The following is an 18,353-nucleotide window of genomic DNA, read 5'->3' as shown; positions in this document are numbered from 1 at the left end:
GCGTTATAATGGAGACAGGATTACCAGGATTATTTGTCTACCCGGACTTTATAGATGAGGCAAGGGAAACTCAGTTAATGAAAGAGATCGATAGCCAGACATGGATTGTTGATTACTTAAGGAGGCTGCAATATTATGGTTATCGTAACGAACTGGAAAAGCCATACCCTTTGATTCCTTTTCCTGTTGCCATGCCGCCGCTGCTCCATCAATTATCAGTTGAATTGGTGGAGCAGAAGATCATTGATCTGCAACCGGACCAGGTTATCATTAACGAGTACGTGCCTGGTGAAGGTATCAAGCCACATAAGGACCGGGCTTATTACGAAAATCAGATTTGTGGTGTAAATCTGGGAAGCATCTGCGTGATGCGCTTTATCAAAGGCATTGGTCACGAAGTGTTTGATATCGAGATTCCAAGACGGTCAATTTATGTCATGCAGGATGATGCCCGCAAAAAGTGGAAACATGCTATCCCTCCGCGTAAAAAAGACAAGATAGATGGCGAAGTGCATCACCGCGACCGGAGGGTTTCCATTACTTACAGGAAGGTCAAACCTAAACAGGTGCACCCGATCGACCCCAACGGCAAGGTCGCTCGACTTTTACAAGAAAAATTTAGCATCAGCGCAGAGCAGATCGCTCAGTTAAGCAAAGGCTGATCGATGATCAGGGCAATTCATGCAGACGATCGTTCAGTCCCCATTTTGGCGGGAAGAAATAGTCGATCTCATGGTCGGTCCGGCAATAGACCTGTTTGATCCTGGTACGACCAGATAGGCCGCTGATCTCAGGATGAGCAACCCGGCCATACTTATCTGTTTCGCAGAACAGGTTCTGGCAATCGATCAATTGCAACGGTCTTCCCCATAATGTCTTGAAGTCGATACCCAACCGCTCGAACTCCTGTTCCTGCCGGTCGGTTACATAACGGATGATATCTGCTTCACTGTGACTTCCAAGATCAACAAAGCATTTCCGGATGCCGTCGCTTGCACCGGGACCAGGCATCACAAACTCCATTTCACTAAAATCGGTTAGCGTACTATAATTGATGTCGGTCGCATACTGATAAGCCAGGAATTTACCGATGGTTGGGTAACTTAAAAGCAGCTCATAAACCTGCTCCATTGATGCTGCTTTTGTATTTGGTCGGCCAAACGCGAACGCATCATGTGTTCGATCAGCTTCAGATGGTTCTCATGCTTTCTGGAGTAGCCATAAGCAGAGGTGCCAGAGCTCATCAGGTACGCGCCGGAATAGATCGGCCCACCGGCTTTTATAACTTCATTCAACAGTTTGGCGTAGCGTTCAAATCGAAAGTCTTTCCAGCTCACTTCCCCGAACTCCTGCTCGAATAGCTGCCAGGTCTCTATCTTATTGAACAGTTTAAAGAGAATGATACGAAATAGTATTTCTTCCGGCGGCCTGTCCTGGTCATAAATGACATTCCTGATCAGGTATTGACTTACCCGGTCAGCCGCACGGTAAGCATTCGTGAATTTGTGTTTGCGCAAGATCGGGTCATCAGTTAACTGGTCTTTGCCGGCAAGCCGTGCAAAAAATATCTCTTGACGCGCGGCAGCGAGCTTCCAGTAGGTGTCAAATACCTTCGACGGGACAGGAAGCCGTTTGCTGCCCTGAATGTTCATGCACTAAGCGAATAAAGGTCCTGGAACTGGTCAAAGGAATGTTCGAACGCAAAGCCTGACCGGCTTAACACTTTCCGGGCAGGAATATTCTTTTTGTTAACGACAGCAGCGAGGGGGTGGACGCCGCGGTCCTGAAGTTTAGTCACTAATTGCGGCAGCAGCAACGACATGATCGAACGTCCAAATACACTGCTTTTCAAGTAGAACTCGATAAAAAACGGATAGTCATCAAGCGTGTAGTGTTCCCTCGCGACCTTCGGCGGAATAATATCAACGATACCTAACAGTTCGCCCGACGCCTTCGAGTGGATCAAATGGGTTTGGTTACGTCCGCATTGGCTGTTCATCAGCGAAGTGATGAGCCATTGCCGGGCACTTTTAAGATCAGCGATCTCCTTTTCAGGAATGAAACGTAATGTAGCCTTGTCGGATAACAATTCAAATATGTCACAAGCCAATTCGGGGTAATCATGTAATGATATTTGATCAATACGACATATGGAAAGGTCATCAAGTTCAAGATCGATCTGCGGCATGTTAAGGTTGATCGTAATGGTGAATATTACGCTGGCTAAACCGGAAAACCAGGCGATTGTTTGATTTGCTTCATTTACCGGGCAGACTAATAGGCATGTTTTTTTTCGTGTTGAACCCCTACACCTTGACAAATTTTTCATTGATGATTAGCAGGCACTCATCAGGTACGTCCGAATTGAACATTTTCACATATGATCCGGATATCCCTTTGGTCACATAACCCCGGAACAATCCATCAATAGAAACCATGTAAGTCGGGCCTTTCTCACCAGGCATTTTCTTCAGGTCAAATTGCATCTCTACTCCTTTACCTGCTATTTCGCCACTTAGTTTAAATCTGTCCATATTGCTCAGTCAATTACTGGGTTTGTTAAGATCGGAAGCTTTGCGAACTTCGTTACTTCGATACTCGGGGAGCCATATTCCTGAACCACCTTTCCATAGACCAGATAGCAACCTGCACCATTGAAGGGATATGTCTTCGTTGAATTCGGAAAATGGACAGTGTCAAAGAAATTGCCTTCGACATCAAGAAAAGAGCCGAACCACATCATCTTGCCGTTCTTCGTCGGCACCGGCTTTTCACAGACATACCTGCCTACCATCTTTACGAATTGGCCGACATGGTTGATCAGGTCATTCGCACCGATCTCTCCGCGATAGTCAGTTTGCAAAAGATCGAATGGAGACATACTCAGGGGGAAGCCTAAAAGTTCGAGTTCATGGTAAGCATTTTCAAGCTGCGTATTGACCAGTACCGGCAGGTTGTAATTCTTAGTCTCTACTACAAACAGTTCCACCTCATTGGTCGACTTCACTTTGGTTCCCATCAACAGATGCACTTCCCAGAGCAGTTCTTTTTTGCTTTTTCCGGTAAAACGCAGGGCACCCACCCGTATCAGTATGATCGCTTGTTCCAGGCCGATTCCGGTCCTTTTGATCAGGTCTTCGAGGCTCTGGTAAGGGCCATTCGCTGTTCGTTCTTCCGGGATCAATTGAATGAAGTGATCATTCAATCCGAGGATGCCGACGAAACCCAAATAGACATCGATGCCACTGATGTTAACGATGCTGTCACTGTTATTGACGCAGGGCAGATGCACTATCGCTCCTGCTTTCTGCAGTTCGTGGATATATAATGACCTCGTATAGAAACCACCGTAATTATTCAAAACAGCCACCATGAATTCCCGAGGATAGTAGGTTTTCAGGAACAGGCTTTGATAGCTCTCCACCGCAAAGCTGGCCGAATGGGCCTTAGAAAAACTGTAGCCTGCAAATGAAGAAACCTGCCGCCAGACTTCCGCGACCACATCATCAGGACGGCCCAGCTTTTTCGCTTCCTCAAAGAATCGCTGAACAAGCCGGTCAAATTCCTTTTTTGAACGGTACTTGCCGCTCATGCCTCGCCTTAAGATGTCAGCATCCGTTCCGTCCATGCCGGCAAAGTGGATGCAGATCTTGATCACATCCTCCTGGTAGACCATAACGCCGTAGGTTTCCTCCAGTTGTTCCTTCATCACAGGATGCAGGTATTTTACGGTATCAGGTGCATGATGATATTTAATGTATTCGCCCATCATGCCGGAACTGGCGACACCGGGACGGATGATCGAACTGGCGGCGACCAATGTTAGATAATTATCACAATCCAGTTTCCTGATCAGCTGCCGCATTGCCGGCGACTCGATATAAAAGCAGCCGATCGTATTCCCGCTTTTAAGTTGCGCATTGACCCTGGCGTCATTCATGAAGACCTTCACCTGGTGGATGTCGATCTTACGCTGCTGGTTGTCTTCGATCAGTTTCACCGCCATTTTAATGTGGCCGATCCCGCGCTGGCTGAGAATATCATATTTATCAAAACCGATCTTTTCTGCTTCATACATGTCCCACTGCACGGTCGGCATTCCTTTCGGCGGCAGGTCAAGTGCGGTATAGTAAGTGATCGGTTCTTCCGTGATCAGCACACCCCCGGCATGAATAGAACGCTGGTTCGGCATATTGGCCATTAGGCCATAGATGGTATGGATCTTTTTGAACGTAGGGTTGTTCCTATTAGCTTCCGCCTGCCGGGGATCAGTAAAACTGTCGATCTCCGCCTTGGGAAGTCCCATTACTTTACCGATCTCCCTAATAATGCTCCGGTCTTTGAAGGTCGACATCGTACCCAGCAAAGCAGTGTGATGGCGGTCATAGCGTTTGAAGATATAGTCCTGCACATCTTCGCGTTCATCCCAGGAATAATCGATGTCGAAATCAGGCGGCGAGGTGCGTTGCGCATTCAAAAAACGCTCGAAATACAGGTTCAGTTCGATCGGATCAACATCCGTTATCTTCAGGCAATAGGCAACGATGCTGTTCGCGCCAGATCCCCGGCCAACATGATAATATCCCTGTGAGGATGAATAGCGGATGATATCCCAGGTGATCAGGAAGTAGGCACAGAAATCCAGTTCATCGATGACCTTTAACTCGTGCTTAACTTTCTTCAGGGCGACCTTGTTACTTTTGCCGTACCGATATTCGAGACCTTTCAGTGCCAGTTTCGTCAATAATTCCCGGTCGTTAGCCCGGCTACCGGTAAAGGTTCGCCGGTTCAGGTTGATTCGCCCTTTGGGATAATCCATGACGCAGTTACTGATCAGATTGCGGGTGTTGTCCAGGATAAAGGCATACCTCGAGAATTTAGCTTCCAGTTGACCGGGCGGCAGAAACATATCCGTTGGGCTGCACGTATCTTCCGGCTTTACCAAAGTCAATACCGTGTTCAGATCGATACTTCGCAAATATTCGTGGAGGCGGTAACCGACCTTGTCAAGCACAAAGACCGGCTGTAAAGCAACCAGCTTTTCCCTGATCTCATCGAGATTCCGGCCATACAGTTTATTCAGCTCATCAAAGCGGATACCGATAAACTCATTCGTCTTCAACTCACCACCGTAACTGTAAGGGTAAACGATGAACACATTGCTGAATACGGGCGCATGATCGGGCAATACTCTTTTTTCCAGGTTGTGCTCACTCAAAAACTCGTTGAGTTCCCGCATGCCTTCTTTGTTCCTTGCGATGCCGATATACAGCAGCTGCTTGTCCCTGCGAAATTCTATCCCACCAACCGGTTTTAGACCTTTATCATTACACTCCCGCATAAATTCCATCACCCCGGTGGAATTGTTGATGTCGGTCAGCACCATTTGCGTGATACCCCGGGCCAATGCCTCCTCCACCAGTGCAGGGATGGACATCGTTCCGTAACGTAGGCTATATTGGGAATGAACGTTCAGGTACATGGCTTACAATTTAAGGTCAATACCTGATGCTAACTTGATAGAACCCGGGCCAAACCTGCGTCTGATCTTGTCCATGGCCTGACAAAGGCTGTATTGCTCTTCCGACTCTGCATATAGATCGATCTGCTCAAACCCGTTGACCAGGTTTGACAGACGTACGCCGATAAGCCTAATGAGTAATCGCTTTTGATAGAGTTGCTTGAAAAGCTCTTTGGCTTTGTTGATGAGCACGCCATCCAACGCGGTATAGCCGATACGGGCCTGCTTGGACACCGTTTCGAAAGTGGAATAGCGTATGGTGATCGTGATACAGGCCGCTTGCTTTTTCTGTTGCCTCAACTCAAAAGCAAGTTCCATCACCATTGAAGTCATCAGGTCATTGATCGATTGAATATCAATACTGTCATTGCTGAATGTCGATTGCGTACCGATACTTTTTTGCTCGTGATATGGAACGACCGGGGAATCGTCTACCCCCTGCGCTTTCTGCAATAGCCACAGGCCGTTCTTACCCAGAATACTGATCATGTATTCGGGATGTATCTGTGAAAGGGTATGGATACTCTTGATACCCATATCGCTGAGCTTGATAAAGGTCTTTTCGCCTAAGCCGGGTATCTTGCGGATGGACAGCGGATCAAGAAAAGGCCGCACGCCTGGACGCGCAACGCTCAGTTCACCATTAGGCTTGCATTCGTTCGTCGCCATTTTGGAAACCGTTTTGTTCACGGACAAGCCAAACGAAATAGGCAGCCCGGTTTCTTTAATGACCTTACCCCTCAGTTCCCGTGCATACTTAAGCGTACCAAAGTGCTTATCCATCCCGGTCATATCGATGTAATGCTCGTCAATACTGGCCTTTTCCAACAGGGGTACCTGTTCCCGGATGATCTCCGTGATCTCATGTGATGCTTTGGAATATTCATCCATGTTTCCCCTGATCCAGATCCCCTGCGGACATAGCCTTTTGGCCAGTCGTGCCGGCATCGCAGCGTGAACGCCGAATTTCCTCGCTTCATAACTACAGGAGGTAACAACACCCCGATCTGACAGTCCGCCAATGATCACAGGACGTCCTAATAAGCGGGGGTCTTTCCTCATTTCAACAGACACAAAAAATGCATCCTGGTCCAAATGAATGATCTGGCGGTCAGTGCTCATACTTTTTAGTTTATTGTATTGCCTTCATTTTCAATTATATAGATCGCACGTAGGTTATTAGCATCTATAATTCATCATGACTACCCCTGAATTATTCAACAAAACTAATGCTAAAAATATTAGTATTTAAAATGATTTTTGAATTATTTTTGAAAGGCCCTTTAAAGCAGCCGATAATCATTTGACATCAAAGGCAATAGAAGCGGTGATCTCACCGGTAACTTTTCTAAGCCGGATGGATGATCTTTGATTTCATTTGATAAACACTTAATTTTATACAACATGAGGGAGATCGAACCACCATTTGAGATTCAATTCCAGGGAAAGACCGCAAGGGTCACCGAAGCAGAGATCAAAAGCAGGCGTATCTTTCATTTGCAGTATGATGGTCATCAAAAACCATTGACCATAACGGTCGCAAAGGATAATAAAGACGTTAAATTCTGGACATCGATCCCTGAAGGGCGTCAGGAAGAAGCAGAACAGGCAGGCAAGCTAATTGCCCAATATATCAGGAGTAAAAAGGAGTAAGTATGTGTTACTACAACGGTCAGCGCGTTAGCCGGGCTGAATACATCGAATTAAAAGGATTAGCAAAACCGGTCAAGAAATACAACTTTCTAAACGTAGGTGTTCATAATGGTTTCAATTATGCACCTTGCGCGATACTTGTCCCTTCTGCGGACGGGAAAGACTTTGAGATCACGCAGGCCGAATGGGGATATGTGCCGGGTTTTGTGAAGACGAGAACGGAAGCAAATATTTTCAGGGCGAAATACACGACGCTTAATTTCAGGTCGGAGAACCTGTTTCTGAAAGAAGATGGTAAACGCTCGATGTGGGCGGATGCGGCCAAGAACAGACGCTGTCTTGTACTTTCAACCGGCATTGTTGAATCCCGTCACGTTCCAAAGATCGGCAAGAAAGGACAGGAATTGAAGGAACAGATCAAGTATCCTTACCAGGTCAGCGTCAAAGATCATGAATACTTCTTCTTACCAGGACTTTACAATGAATGGTTAGACCCGGAAACCAGCCAATTCGTCAATACGGTAGCGATCGGTATCACGGAAGCAAATACCGTAATGTCCCAGATACACAACTCAAAGAACCGCATGCCAACGATATTAACGGAAGAACTGGCCTGGAGTGGTTGATGGAAAAACCAACCGAAGAACGCCTGTCGCAAATAGCGCGTACTCAAATACCCTCACGTCTGCTTGATCACTGTACCATCGACCGGAATTATCGTACAACACTTGAAGCTATACCTTTGGATTACCCGGAGTTAGCACCGATCGATCTGACCTATGTCGATACGGAAGCATTGCCGTTCGGGCATTGGCCGGTTTTACAAACCGTCAACGCCTGAGGACGAAACAAAATCAAGATTTAAGAACAGATCGGGCCGGATGATTTCGTTAGGTTCAAATGATTTGTCAGACGATCACATTATTTAAACATAACTGTACAAAAGGACTGAATTCCCTTTTCGCTTTAGTTAGATGTTTATGTTTTGTGACCATTAAAGTGACTATTGGTCACTTTACGACATTCTAAGACCGCTTTGTTTTAATACCGTAAAAAAAATTTTATCCCTATTTTAGAGGTTCAGGCTTTTCATGCAAGACTTAAAAAAATTCTTGATCTCAAGGGTCAACTTGACCGAAGAGGATCTTACATCCGTCATCAGTTTTTTTAGACCCAAAGCATTGGACAAAGGAGATCTGCTGCTCAAACGCGGGCAAACAGCGACGTTATACTATTTTTTGAAAAGCGGGGGTCTACGCTTTTACTATGACGAGGACCATGAACTTACCGCTTGGATCGTACAACCTGGAGAATTTTTCACAGAGATCTCCAGTTTGAGTCCGGAAAGACCAACCAGATTCAATATTGAGGCGGTCGAGCATTCAGAATTATACTGTATCAGTAAAAAAGATATGGAACTGCTTTACAAAAAAATTCCTGCCTGGCAGGAATTTGGCCGCAAAATGTGGGAAGGTATGGCAATTCGTATGATCGATGAAATCATACGTTTCCAAACCATGACCGTTGAAGAGCGCTATCTCGAATTTTTAAAAAAGCCGGGCTTCATGCAGCTGATATCCGTCAAACAGATGGCCTCCTATCTCGGCATAACCCCAAATGCCTTGAGCCGCATTCGGAAAAATCTGCGCTAAATGCGTATTCTACCAAATGGTAGGTCGAATGGGTTGATATCCTCATAGTTTTGCTGGACAAATACTTTAAAACTATGGAGGATCTTATTTTAGTTGCTGGAGCTACCGGTGATTTAGGTGGCAAAATATGCAGATCACTGCGCATTAAAGGAGCACGGGTGCGTGCCATTGTGCGGGAAGAAAGCAGTTCGGAAAAGGTAGTTGAATTGCGCGAGTCCGGCGTGGAGGTTATCACAGTTCAATTTGACGACGAAAAACAGTTAATTGCAGCCTGTAATGGCGTATCATGTGTCGTATCGGTACTTGCGGGCCTTAGCGATGTAATTATAATGGCACAAAGCCATTTGCTGCATGCCGCTATCAAGGCAGGCGTTCCCCGATTTATCCCATCGGACTTCTGTACAGATTTCACCAAAATACAAACGGGCGAAAACAGGAATTTTGACCTTCGCAGGGAGTTCCAGGCCATTCTTGAAGCCGGTAACATCCGTGCTACCTCTATACTAAACGGAGCTTTTGCCTATGTTCTACAATATGGTATCCCGCTACTGGATACGAAGTCAAAATCAATAACTTACTATTCCGGCAAAGCTGATTGGCAGATCGACTTCACCACTGTAGAAGATACGGCCGCCTTTACTGCGTGTGCAGCATTAGATGGTAATGCACCAAGATTCTTACGTATCGCAAGCTTTCAAATTGCCCCGACCAAACTGGCAATACTCGCCGAAAGCATCTTTGGGGAGGCTTTTGAACTTAATGAACAGGGCACGCTGGAGCAATTCTCGGCATATATCAAAATAATACGCGCAGGAGATCCAGAAGGAGAAAAACAGTTATACCCGCAATGGCAGCAGATGCAATATCTCTACAGCATGTTTACTGCGCATCACAACGCCTTGGATAATGACAGGTATGCCGGGTTAATATGGCAAACTGCAGAAACGACACTTAAAGGAATCAACAACAAAAAAGCATAACATGGAAAAGAAATTTACTGACGAAGAATTGGTTAAGCATTGGCCGAACTTTACAAGTCATATAGTAGGTGTGAATGGCACGCAATTACATTTCGTAGACAGCGGGGGTAATGGACCCGTTGTGTTATGTCTGCCTGGTTGGCCGCAAACATGGTATTCTTATCGTTCTTTAGCTGTGCCTTTGTCTGATCATTTCAGGGTCATCGTCGTAGACATTAGAGGTATGGGCAGTTCAGCAACACCACCGTCAGGCTATGATAAAAGAACGATGGCTGCTGATGTGTACGAATTGATGGTAACTTGGACATCAATAAGGCATACGTGTTAGGTCATGACATAGGCGGCATGGTGGCAGCCAGCCTGGCGCACAACTACCCGGAAGTTGTAGAACGACTGATCCTTGCTGACGGCCTTCATCCCAATGAAGGCATGATGCAAATGAAACTTTTTCCACCTGCGGGAACCTTTAATGAAAAGATAGATCTTCAGCAGCCATATACTTGGTGGATGAGCTTTAATCAGGTCAAAGCGTTACCTGAAAAATTGCTCGAAGGGCGTTACCGATACCTGCTCGACTGGCTTTTTGATTACGTAATGGTGGACAGTTCTAAAATGACTGATTTCGAAAAGGATATATATGCATCAGTTTACGATCAGCCGAAACGTATACGTGCTTCTAACGCCTGGTACCAAGCTTTTAGCCAGGATATTGAAGACGCCAAAAATTATTCGAAGCTCCAGATGCCAGTTTTAGGAATAGCCAGCAATGTTTCTTCCGGCTTTTACCAGTACGCTTTACCAGCCTTAGCAGAAAATTATGAATTGGTGAATTTAAAAAATACCGGACACTACATGTTTGAAGAAGATCCGTCTGGTGTAAATGAGGCGATCATGGTGTTTTTAAAAAAAATAAAACTTGGTGATGAATAAAATGGATATATGCTAATCATCACTGGAAAGATTGATCCTCAGCCTTAAGCTTTTTAGAAATCTTGGAGGGCTTTACGGTGACCCAGTTTTACATTATGAATCATTTGGTGAGGATATAGAAGATCAAACAAAAGTCGCTAAAACCCTGTTACCGGTTTACCTTCATTTTAAAACGAACCATCAGATGAAATTGCATTCCCTACTATATAAACGCTGCTTATTTGTCCTTGCCTTATTCATTTTTTTATTGGGCTGTAAAAAGAAAGACCAGCCGGCGCCCGTCGAATCCATTCCTCCTGCTATAACCGGAACACTATACAGCAAGGCATTTACCGCCAAGGTCAGTTTGGAGCGTTATACCAATTTTAGCATGAATAATTATCGCCCTGATGACCTATTTGCAATATATGTATCTGACAACAGTTCCAAAAATTGCAGTTCGAAAGTGAATGAATTTGCCATGCGACTGACCGTACCAAAAAAAGTGGGGACATTCTCAAATGGTGATACATACATCCTGGTCAACGATCCCGCTGATCAGACCGGTACAACAGGTATTTTATATGCTAATGCGCAATCATCAATTACGATAACCAGCATAACTAATGACAAGGTTTCTGGCTATGTTAATATCATAAACACCGAGAACAACATTGATGTTAAAGGGCGCTTCGAGGCAACCTATTGCAAATAGTCGATCATGACCATTTCAATCAATATTCACCTTAAAATTCATCAACCGAAGCGGATGAAAGGGTTAATACCTTAACTTATTTGTGACTCTGAGCGCGCTTCAAAAGACTAGGTTGGAAGTATGAGGTAATTCAGGGAACAGCTATTTTTAATATGAAGCGATCTTATCATCTTCATTAGAGCGATACCGTTAACGCTCTGTTAGTAAAAAACTACAGCAGTGGATCTGGACTTGCTGATTTTTGCGACGATCAATTACGCTTATCTGTTTGACGCACCCTGATCAAACGCCGGATCGCATAAATACCCGGTACCATCGGCAAAATGGCCGTATACATCCCGGCGAAGTAATAGCTGTGTGTCGTCTTGTAATAATAGTTCGGCATGCTGTTGATCTGTACGCCCTTTATTTCGCGGCTGATCGAATTGACGTTGTCCGGCTCCAACCGAGGACTGATGAGCGGAAAAATGAAGTGTGTAAACTCCGCGACACCGGGGCCGATAAAGATGAAACACGCTACAAAGCCAGCAAGCGGAAGCTTTTTATATAAGCCCCATGTGGTCAGTGTGTAGATGGTAGGCCCTACCAAAGCAAAGACCATCAGAAAACTTCTTTCACTCCAGGGAATATCGAAGAGCCTGCTCATTGCAGGCCCAAAACCGCTCAGATATTCTTCAATGATATGGGTCTGCAGGCCGGCGACCGTGAAAATGAAAAGTGGCAGAATGACCTCCGGTTCAACGGGATGTTTCAAATAAGTGAAATACCAAAGAAAAAATGCGAGGATTGCTGACCCACCGACAATGATCACCGGTGGCAACCCGATCTTAATATAACCGATCAAGGGTAATACTATACAGCACAGAATTGCGATAACCAGGCTGAGCTGTTGACTTTTTTTTGATGTTTGCATACGCAAACCTGCCGATTAGTTACCGGCAATTATTTATCATATGATAAAAACTACCGGATGGCCCGGATCCGGCTTAGCGAAACTTGTGTGATGCCGAGGTAGGCCGCCAGGTCGGCCAGGCTGATCCGCTTTAATAGCTTGCCCTGTTCGAAGATGAAACGTTCATAGCGCTGTTTGCCATCTTCTTCCAGCATTTCACTGATCCTTTTCATCATATTGATCGAAGCTAACGACACGAGCGAACGCAGGAATCTTTCGATGCTATGATGCCTGGCACACAAATCATCCATATCTGCTCTAAAAATAAAGCTAACCGTCACTGGCTCCAGCGCGATGATGTTATAAGTTGAAGGTGTCCGCTGCACATAGCTGTCCAGCACCGTGAATATGGAATGCTCTGGAAAGAACCGCATGATAAATTCTTTTTCACCATTATGAAAAGAGGTTTTAGCCAATCCCTCCTCAATAAAATAAATGTATTTGCAGACCCGTCCCGATTCCAATAAATAGTCGCCCTTGTCAAAGTGCATGGTTCGGATCGCTGCTTTCAGCGCTTCTCTGGATGGGTCATCCAGCGGTGAGAGGGAATCAGCAAATTCAGGTAACCGTGTCATTGATCTCATATCTTGGGTTTAATGGAAAACACGAAGCCCGCTAACTACTTTTGCCGATATCATGTTTCGGTGGTACTGTTTTCACATTCTCTTCCGCTTCTTTAAACTCGATGTGAACAGCGAATTCCGCCGGTTCGATCTTTACGCCGTAAAAGTCTGCATATGCACGTGTAAATTCCGCTCCGAAGTATAGTATCGCAGCGGTGTAGTATACCCAAAGTAAGATGATGATCAACGATCCCGCTGCACCGTAGGTAGAACTTGTACTGCTCTTTTCAATATAGATGCCGATCACGATACGGCCGATCATGAACAGCACGGCCGTAAATAACGCTCCGGAACGAACATCCCGCCAGCTTACTTTAGCATCGGGTAAAACTTTAAATATCACACCGAACAAAACCGTAATTACTGCGAAACTGATCAATGCATTTATGATATTGAAAAGCGTTACGGTGAAATCTGGCAGGAAATGTTTTAAATAGTCGCTGACGGCAAGCAATGCGCCATTGATGACCAGGGAAACCAGTAACAGAAAACCGATCGCAATGATGATCGAACCGGATAAGAGCCGGTTCTTGAGTAATTTGATCCAGCCGACCTTCGGTTTGGGCCTGACCTGCCAGATGAGATTGATCGACTCCTGGATCTCTCCGAAAACCGTTGTTGCTCCGATGACCAGTGTTACCGCACCGATGATCACCGAGATCGTCGACTTTCCGCTGGTTTGCAGGTTTTTGATCATCTCCTGGATCTGCTCGGCAGCTTCTTTACCGACCAGGCCATTGATCTCATAAAATAGTTTTCCCTGGATCGCATCTTTACCAAGCGCTAAACCTACAATAGAAATGGTCAGCAGGAGTAATGGTGCCAGAGAAAAAATAGTATAATAAGCTAATGAGGCGCTGTATTTCATCGCCATATCATCACTAAAGCCCTTGAAAGCGGCTTTCATGATCGTGGCTCCATTTTTAAACGCTTTTTTGGTAAAGTAATCCTTTAAAGCCATAATAATATCGGTTTAGATGGTGAATGTCGATGAAGATCCTGTTCGAAAGAGATGCCCGTTGTTAGTTTAATGCTTATTGCTATACTTTCCTTCGGGTATCAGGAATGTTTTGTTTTCCAAACTCTAAATCCGCTATCTTCCATTCCTTCTCTTCTGATCGTGATCATAACGTCCTCTTCACGGTCGGGAAAGTGAGTGTCGATCAGATCCTTGATCTCCGTTTGCAGAGCTGCTAATTCACTCACCCCTTTGGCTGGAACCGAAAAGACCGGTTGACCCATGAAAGTACTCAACTGATCTGCATGACTACACTTCTCCCTTAAGAGTTCTATTACTTTGGCTGCGAATGTTTCCATTAAAACCTAACGATCCCACAACCTATATGTTTGAAATGCCGCCATGATTTTTCGTTCTATTAAATTTTTTTAACAGATCATACAGGATCGTTTCATGTCCTGGTAGAAATGAGTTAAAGGGATATGTCAAAAAGCTGGGTCATAGATTCGGAAGCAAATAATATAGTAACAGCATGCTGCCTGCGATCACGAAGATCGTCAATATGAGTAATAACGTCGAATGCGGCTTGAAATCTGCTTTCAATAAATGCTTTTCCACCTGCCGGTATCTCAGATAACCGATCAAAGCTGCCAGGGCTCCTATAGCGACTAAACAGAAACCGATCACTCCGGAGAAACCTGTTACTGGTGTAACCGAATGTCCTGTGACCGCTATGGACAACTGCCGGACGAACAAGGAAAACTTAACGACCACGAAACCGAAACCCATCAGGGCGATGCTCGTTCTGACCCACGCAAGGAAAGTACGCTCGTTAGCCAGATGATCACTGACGCTCCCTTTGTGAGTGTTGTCATCCATGCTTGCCTTCTCCTTTTTCCATCTGCCTGGCCATAGCTTTATGCACGCTGATCATCAGTAGTACACCACAGAAGACCAAGGAGAACCCGGCGAGATGTATCCATTGAAAGCGCTCATGTAGTAGCATGTAAGATAGGGCTAATGCACTAACTGGCATTACGCCCATAAAGGATGCAGCCACACTTCCCTCTACCTTACTAATGCCTTTATACCAGAGCACCGAACCCAGCCCCATCGTGATCAAACCATATGCCCCAAGGCTAAGCCAGTTCTCAAGCTTCAATTCACCGGTCTCGAACTTTGGAAATTGCCATATACCAAGTGGTATGAACAAAATAAAGGCTATCATAGCCGAAAGCCCCGCCACCTCTTCGGGAGGATAGTTTTTGGTCAGTGCCTTACCCATCAATGTATAACTTACTTCACAGCATACAGCGGCAAAGATCAGCAGCATGCCCAGCCAGGGATGCTGAACATCAGCATTGTTTTGATCCGTTCGAAAGATCTGTAACAAGACCACTCCGCCGATAGCTAATGACAACGCCAGCAGTTTTTTCCATGTGATAGTATCTTTAAAAAAAACAACGGAAGCAATGGCCGTTACAGCAGGTGTTGTGCTCATCACCACGCTGCCGGTCACACCACTCACCAATTTCATACCATACAACATGAAAGCAGTAAAACCCAGTGTTCCAAAAAGCGCGATCCCGAACAAAAGCCAGCGGTCCCTACCTTTATAATTGCTGATATTTTTTAAATCGATAAACGGCCAAATAACCAAAAAGGCGAGCAGTACACGGGATCCACCAGCAATAAAAACGGGAAAAGACTTGGTGACAAGGCCGCTTAGGGGAGTTGCGCTTCCAAACAATGCCATTCCGGCAAATAGCTGGATATACGTTATTCCTGAAGTTTTACTTCCTGCCATGATCAGATAACTGTTCAGCAACAGATTGGTTTCGATCACGGGTTTACATCAAAAATAACGCCCCGTTTGCACTCGCTGCAACGGGGCGTCAACCTAAACCTTATCACAATGAACAGGCATTGCCTATTCAATGCACAAAGTAACATATTAGATCTTTAAAAGTCAACCGATCGCTGTTACAGTACCTCACCTGATTCGGAGCCGTTCACACAGACGTAACTTCTGTTAGACTTACAGGACATAAAAAAATGCTGATCAGTAACTAAATTTAGCGCAACCCAGTTCTCATCATATATCTATGAGCATCTGCACCGGCACATCAAGTATTTCTGATATACAGATCAACTGATCGACACGTAGCTTGCAATATCCCAATTCCAGTTTACTGTAAGCATTCTGTGAGATCTCTAATTTTGAAGCTACCTGAATTTGTGACAATTCCTTTTTGATACGTATCGCTCTGATGTTTGCGACGATCGCTGAACTTTGTTTTGTATATCTTCTATTCATCTGCTTCCATGGGTGATCGGTGATGCCGGCTTTGATGTCAACTGAGGGGCGCGGGAACCCAGTTCAGCAACTATTCTTGCTACAATAAGGATGCCGTATTTTACGATCGCAGAGCGGTTAAAATGCGATCAAATTGATTTTTAAAGCTGTTTAGACCGGAAGATATATACATTCAAAATGCTCCGGAAAACAGCTTCAGCTAATCAAAATCGATCCCGATCTTTATCTTACACATTATTACCGGTCACCTGCTACTTGATAGGTCGGATCATCCAAAATATTGACATCGATAACATCATCAGCATTTTGTAACAATATCCGGCAATCCTCGCTGAGATGTCTTAAATGCAATTTTTTATCGGCCTTGCGGTAACGCTCTGTTAATTTGTTCAAAGCTTCGATTGCCGACATATCTGCAACCCGGCTTTCTCTGAAATCGATCACTACTTCTATTGGGTCATTAGCCGGATCGAACTTCTCATTAAAGGCGGTCACTGAACCAAAGAACAGCGGGCCATAGATCTCATAGTGCTTTACGCCTGCAGCGTCTATATACTTTTTTGCCCTGATCCTTTTGGCGCTTTCCCATGCAAACACCAAAGCTGAAATAATTACCCCTATCAACACAGCCAGCGCGAGGTTGTGCAGCCAAACCGTAATGACCGCCACCAGAATTCCAACGAACACATCCTGCTTGGGCATTTTATTGATGATGCGGAAGCTTATCCATTCAAACGTACCTACGGCCACCATGATCATTACACCTGTTAATGCCGCCATTGGTACACGTTCGATGATCGGTGCACCGAACAAGATGATCACCAATATAGTTAATGCAGCCACGATACCGGATAGCCTTGCCCTGGCCCCTGCGGAGAGATTGACCAGCGTCTGGGCGATCATAGGACAACCGCCCATACCGTAGAAAAATCCATTCAGAAAATTAGCACCGCCCTGCGCCAGCGCTTCACGGTTACTGTTGCCCCGCGTACCAGTCATCTCATCAACCAGATTAAGGGTTAGCAAGCCTTCTGTCAGGCCCACGCAGGCCATGATCAGGGAATATGGAAAGATGATCCTCAGCGTATCGATCTCAAATGGCACCTGTGGGATGTGGAACGGTGGAAATCCACCGCTCACAGCAGCGATGTCCCTAACCGTTTTCGTGCTGATACCAAATCCCAAAACCACCAGGAAAACGACAATGATCGCGACCAGCGATGGTGGTACGGCTTTGGTAAGCTTTGGAAATAAGACCACGATCCCGATGGTCAGGGCCACCAAACCGCCCATAACATACAACGGCGTACCGGACAACCAGACCTCGTGTCCGTTCACCACCGTCTTGAACTGCTCAAGTTGAGCCATAAAGATGATCACAGCAAGGCCATTCACGAACCCATACATGACCGGCTGGGGCACCAGCCGAATGAACTTACCCAATTTGAACAGACCAACAAGCACCTGGATCACTCCGGCCAGGGCTACAGCTGCAAATACATATTCAAGACCATTTGATCGCATGAGTGCGATCAGTACAACCACTGTTGCGCCGGCACCACCAGAGACCAGTCCAGGCCTGCCGCCAAATATGGAGGTGACCAGTCCCATTGTGAATGCTGCATACAATCCGACCAACGGAGGAAAACCAGCTAATATGGCGAATGACAATGACTCGGGCATCATGGTCATGGCCACAGTTAGGCCGGCCAGGATCTCATTTTTATAATTTATTTTTTGTGAAAAGTCGAATAAAGACCAGTTGAAACTTGGCATGGAAAAAAAATTAATTAAGCAAAGACATATTCAGCATCTGATAGGAGATACATGAAAAGCTCGTGCGATCAATAATAAAATAGCGGTAAATCATCACCCATGATATGGGTGAGCAGATAGAATTATAGGAGGTAATTCAGGGTGGTGTAAGCGGACTATCGTAAATAGCTTGTTTCATTACAGTTGCGAAAGTAACCATTTCCGATTGATTAGGAAACTTAAACTTTTAAGAAACTGTGACAAGTTGACTTCTTTACTATAATCGCTTAAATCCACTATTTTTCTTCGCATGCTTCT

At 45.3% G+C, this 18,353-nt stretch carries 21 protein-coding genes and 1 pseudogene; 9 read left to right on the top strand and 13 right to left on the bottom strand.

What is annotated here, in order from left to right:
* Positions 1-8 precede the first annotated feature (8 nt).
* Positions 9-662, top strand: coding sequence for an alpha-ketoglutarate-dependent dioxygenase AlkB (locus tag INP83_RS07050; RefSeq protein ID WP_219126864.1), 654 nt, complete (start codon positions 9-11; stop codon positions 660-662).
* A 7-nt stretch (positions 663-669) separates the two neighbouring features.
* Here INP83_RS07050 and INP83_RS21165 read toward each other — a convergent pair.
* From INP83_RS21165 to dinB, 5 genes and pseudogenes are all read right to left on the bottom strand, one after another.
* Positions 670-1,652, bottom strand: a pseudogene (locus INP83_RS21165) (nucleotide kinase domain-containing protein).
* Entirely contained in the window at positions 1,649-2,320 is a 672-nt protein-coding gene (locus INP83_RS07035; protein ID WP_219126861.1) for a GNAT family N-acetyltransferase, read from the bottom strand. The pseudogene INP83_RS21165 and the gene INP83_RS07035 overlap by 4 nt, the downstream one beginning before the upstream one ends.
* Positions 2,307-2,534 carry a hypothetical protein gene (locus tag INP83_RS07030; RefSeq protein WP_219126860.1) on the bottom strand — a complete coding sequence of 76 codons (228 nt, stop codon included), beginning with the start codon at positions 2,532-2,534 and terminating at the stop codon, positions 2,307-2,309. Before INP83_RS07030 ends, INP83_RS07035 begins: the two co-directional genes overlap by 14 nt.
* Positions 2,535-2,539: 5 nt before the next feature.
* On the bottom strand, positions 2,540-5,482 hold the full coding sequence (locus INP83_RS07025) for a DNA polymerase III subunit alpha (protein ID WP_219126859.1): 2,943 nt from the start codon (positions 5,480-5,482) through the stop codon (positions 2,540-2,542).
* A 3-nt stretch (positions 5,483-5,485) separates the two neighbouring features.
* The gene (dinB, locus tag INP83_RS07020; protein WP_219126858.1) at positions 5,486-6,643 is read right to left on the bottom strand and encodes a DNA polymerase IV; all 1,158 of its coding nucleotides are present in this window, start codon (positions 6,641-6,643) and stop codon (positions 5,486-5,488) included.
* A 282-nt stretch (positions 6,644-6,925) separates the two neighbouring features.
* On the opposite strand from dinB, the gene INP83_RS07015 reads away from it, so the two are divergent.
* The 8 genes from INP83_RS07015 to INP83_RS06985 all read left to right on the top strand — a co-directional run bounded on the left by INP83_RS07015 (position 6,926) and on the right by INP83_RS06985 (position 11,430).
* Complete coding sequence (locus INP83_RS07015; protein ID WP_219126857.1) at positions 6,926-7,174, top strand: hypothetical protein; 249 nt, start codon at positions 6,926-6,928, stop codon at positions 7,172-7,174.
* A 2-nt stretch (positions 7,175-7,176) separates the two neighbouring features.
* The gene (locus INP83_RS07010) at positions 7,177-7,800 is read left to right on the top strand and encodes an SOS response-associated peptidase (RefSeq protein WP_219126856.1); all 624 of its coding nucleotides are present in this window, start codon (positions 7,177-7,179) and stop codon (positions 7,798-7,800) included.
* Positions 7,800-8,015 carry a hypothetical protein gene (locus INP83_RS07005; protein ID WP_219126855.1) on the top strand — a complete coding sequence of 72 codons (216 nt, stop codon included), beginning with the start codon at positions 7,800-7,802 and terminating at the stop codon, positions 8,013-8,015. Before INP83_RS07010 ends, INP83_RS07005 begins: the two co-directional genes overlap by 1 nt.
* A 250-nt stretch (positions 8,016-8,265) precedes the next feature.
* On the top strand, positions 8,266-8,826 hold the full coding sequence (locus tag INP83_RS07000; protein ID WP_219126854.1) for a Crp/Fnr family transcriptional regulator: 561 nt from the start codon (positions 8,266-8,268) through the stop codon (positions 8,824-8,826).
* 74 nt (positions 8,827-8,900) lie between these two features.
* Positions 8,901-9,806: an NmrA family NAD(P)-binding protein gene (locus INP83_RS06995; RefSeq protein ID WP_219126853.1), complete on the top strand. Its 906-nt coding sequence runs from the start codon at positions 8,901-8,903 to the stop codon at positions 9,804-9,806.
* 1 nt (position 9,807) lies between these two features.
* The gene (locus tag INP83_RS21160; protein WP_255563273.1) at positions 9,808-10,134 is read left to right on the top strand and encodes an alpha/beta fold hydrolase; all 327 of its coding nucleotides are present in this window, start codon (positions 9,808-9,810) and stop codon (positions 10,132-10,134) included.
* Positions 10,107-10,736, top strand: coding sequence for an alpha/beta fold hydrolase (locus INP83_RS06990; RefSeq protein ID WP_255563272.1), 630 nt, complete (start codon positions 10,107-10,109; stop codon positions 10,734-10,736). The genes INP83_RS21160 and INP83_RS06990 overlap by 28 nt, the downstream gene beginning before the upstream one ends.
* Before the next feature lie 184 nt (positions 10,737-10,920).
* Positions 10,921-11,430: a hypothetical protein gene (locus tag INP83_RS06985; protein ID WP_219126852.1), complete on the top strand. Its 510-nt coding sequence runs from the start codon at positions 10,921-10,923 to the stop codon at positions 11,428-11,430.
* Between the two features lie 250 nt (positions 11,431-11,680).
* On the opposite strand, the gene INP83_RS06980 is transcribed toward INP83_RS06985, so the two are convergent.
* The 8 genes from INP83_RS06980 to INP83_RS06945 form a co-directional block, all read right to left on the bottom strand.
* A complete protein-coding gene (locus tag INP83_RS06980) occupies positions 11,681-12,343 on the bottom strand; it encodes a hypothetical protein (protein ID WP_219126851.1) in 663 nt (220 codons plus the stop codon).
* A 50-nt stretch (positions 12,344-12,393) separates the two neighbouring features.
* On the bottom strand, positions 12,394-12,957 hold the full coding sequence (locus INP83_RS06975) for a Crp/Fnr family transcriptional regulator (protein WP_219126850.1): 564 nt from the start codon (positions 12,955-12,957) through the stop codon (positions 12,394-12,396).
* A gap of 40 nt (positions 12,958-12,997) precedes the next feature.
* Entirely contained in the window at positions 12,998-13,966 is a 969-nt protein-coding gene (locus tag INP83_RS06970; protein WP_219126849.1) for a YihY/virulence factor BrkB family protein, read from the bottom strand.
* A gap of 98 nt (positions 13,967-14,064) precedes the next feature.
* The gene (locus INP83_RS06965) at positions 14,065-14,322 is read right to left on the bottom strand and encodes a hypothetical protein (RefSeq protein WP_219126848.1); all 258 of its coding nucleotides are present in this window, start codon (positions 14,320-14,322) and stop codon (positions 14,065-14,067) included.
* 139 nt (positions 14,323-14,461) lie between these two features.
* Positions 14,462-14,842: a YidH family protein gene (locus tag INP83_RS06960; RefSeq protein ID WP_219126847.1), complete on the bottom strand. Its 381-nt coding sequence runs from the start codon at positions 14,840-14,842 to the stop codon at positions 14,462-14,464.
* Positions 14,835-15,809: a DMT family transporter gene (locus INP83_RS06955; protein ID WP_219126846.1), complete on the bottom strand. Its 975-nt coding sequence runs from the start codon at positions 15,807-15,809 to the stop codon at positions 14,835-14,837. Before INP83_RS06955 ends, INP83_RS06960 begins: the two co-directional genes overlap by 8 nt.
* Before the next feature lie 249 nt (positions 15,810-16,058).
* Positions 16,059-16,280: a helix-turn-helix domain-containing protein gene (locus tag INP83_RS06950; RefSeq protein ID WP_219126845.1), complete on the bottom strand. Its 222-nt coding sequence runs from the start codon at positions 16,278-16,280 to the stop codon at positions 16,059-16,061.
* Positions 16,281-16,517: 237 nt separating this feature from the next.
* On the bottom strand, positions 16,518-18,056 hold the full coding sequence (locus tag INP83_RS06945) for a SulP family inorganic anion transporter (RefSeq protein WP_219126844.1): 1,539 nt from the start codon (positions 18,054-18,056) through the stop codon (positions 16,518-16,520).
* Between the last annotated feature and the right edge of the window lie 297 nt (positions 18,057-18,353).

It is taken from the genome of Mucilaginibacter sp. 21P (assembly GCF_019331605.1).
In the GTDB taxonomy this organism is placed as follows: domain Bacteria; phylum Bacteroidota; class Bacteroidia; order Sphingobacteriales; family Sphingobacteriaceae; genus Mucilaginibacter; species Mucilaginibacter achroorhodeus.
This window is presented reverse-complemented; position numbering and strand designations above follow the sequence as displayed.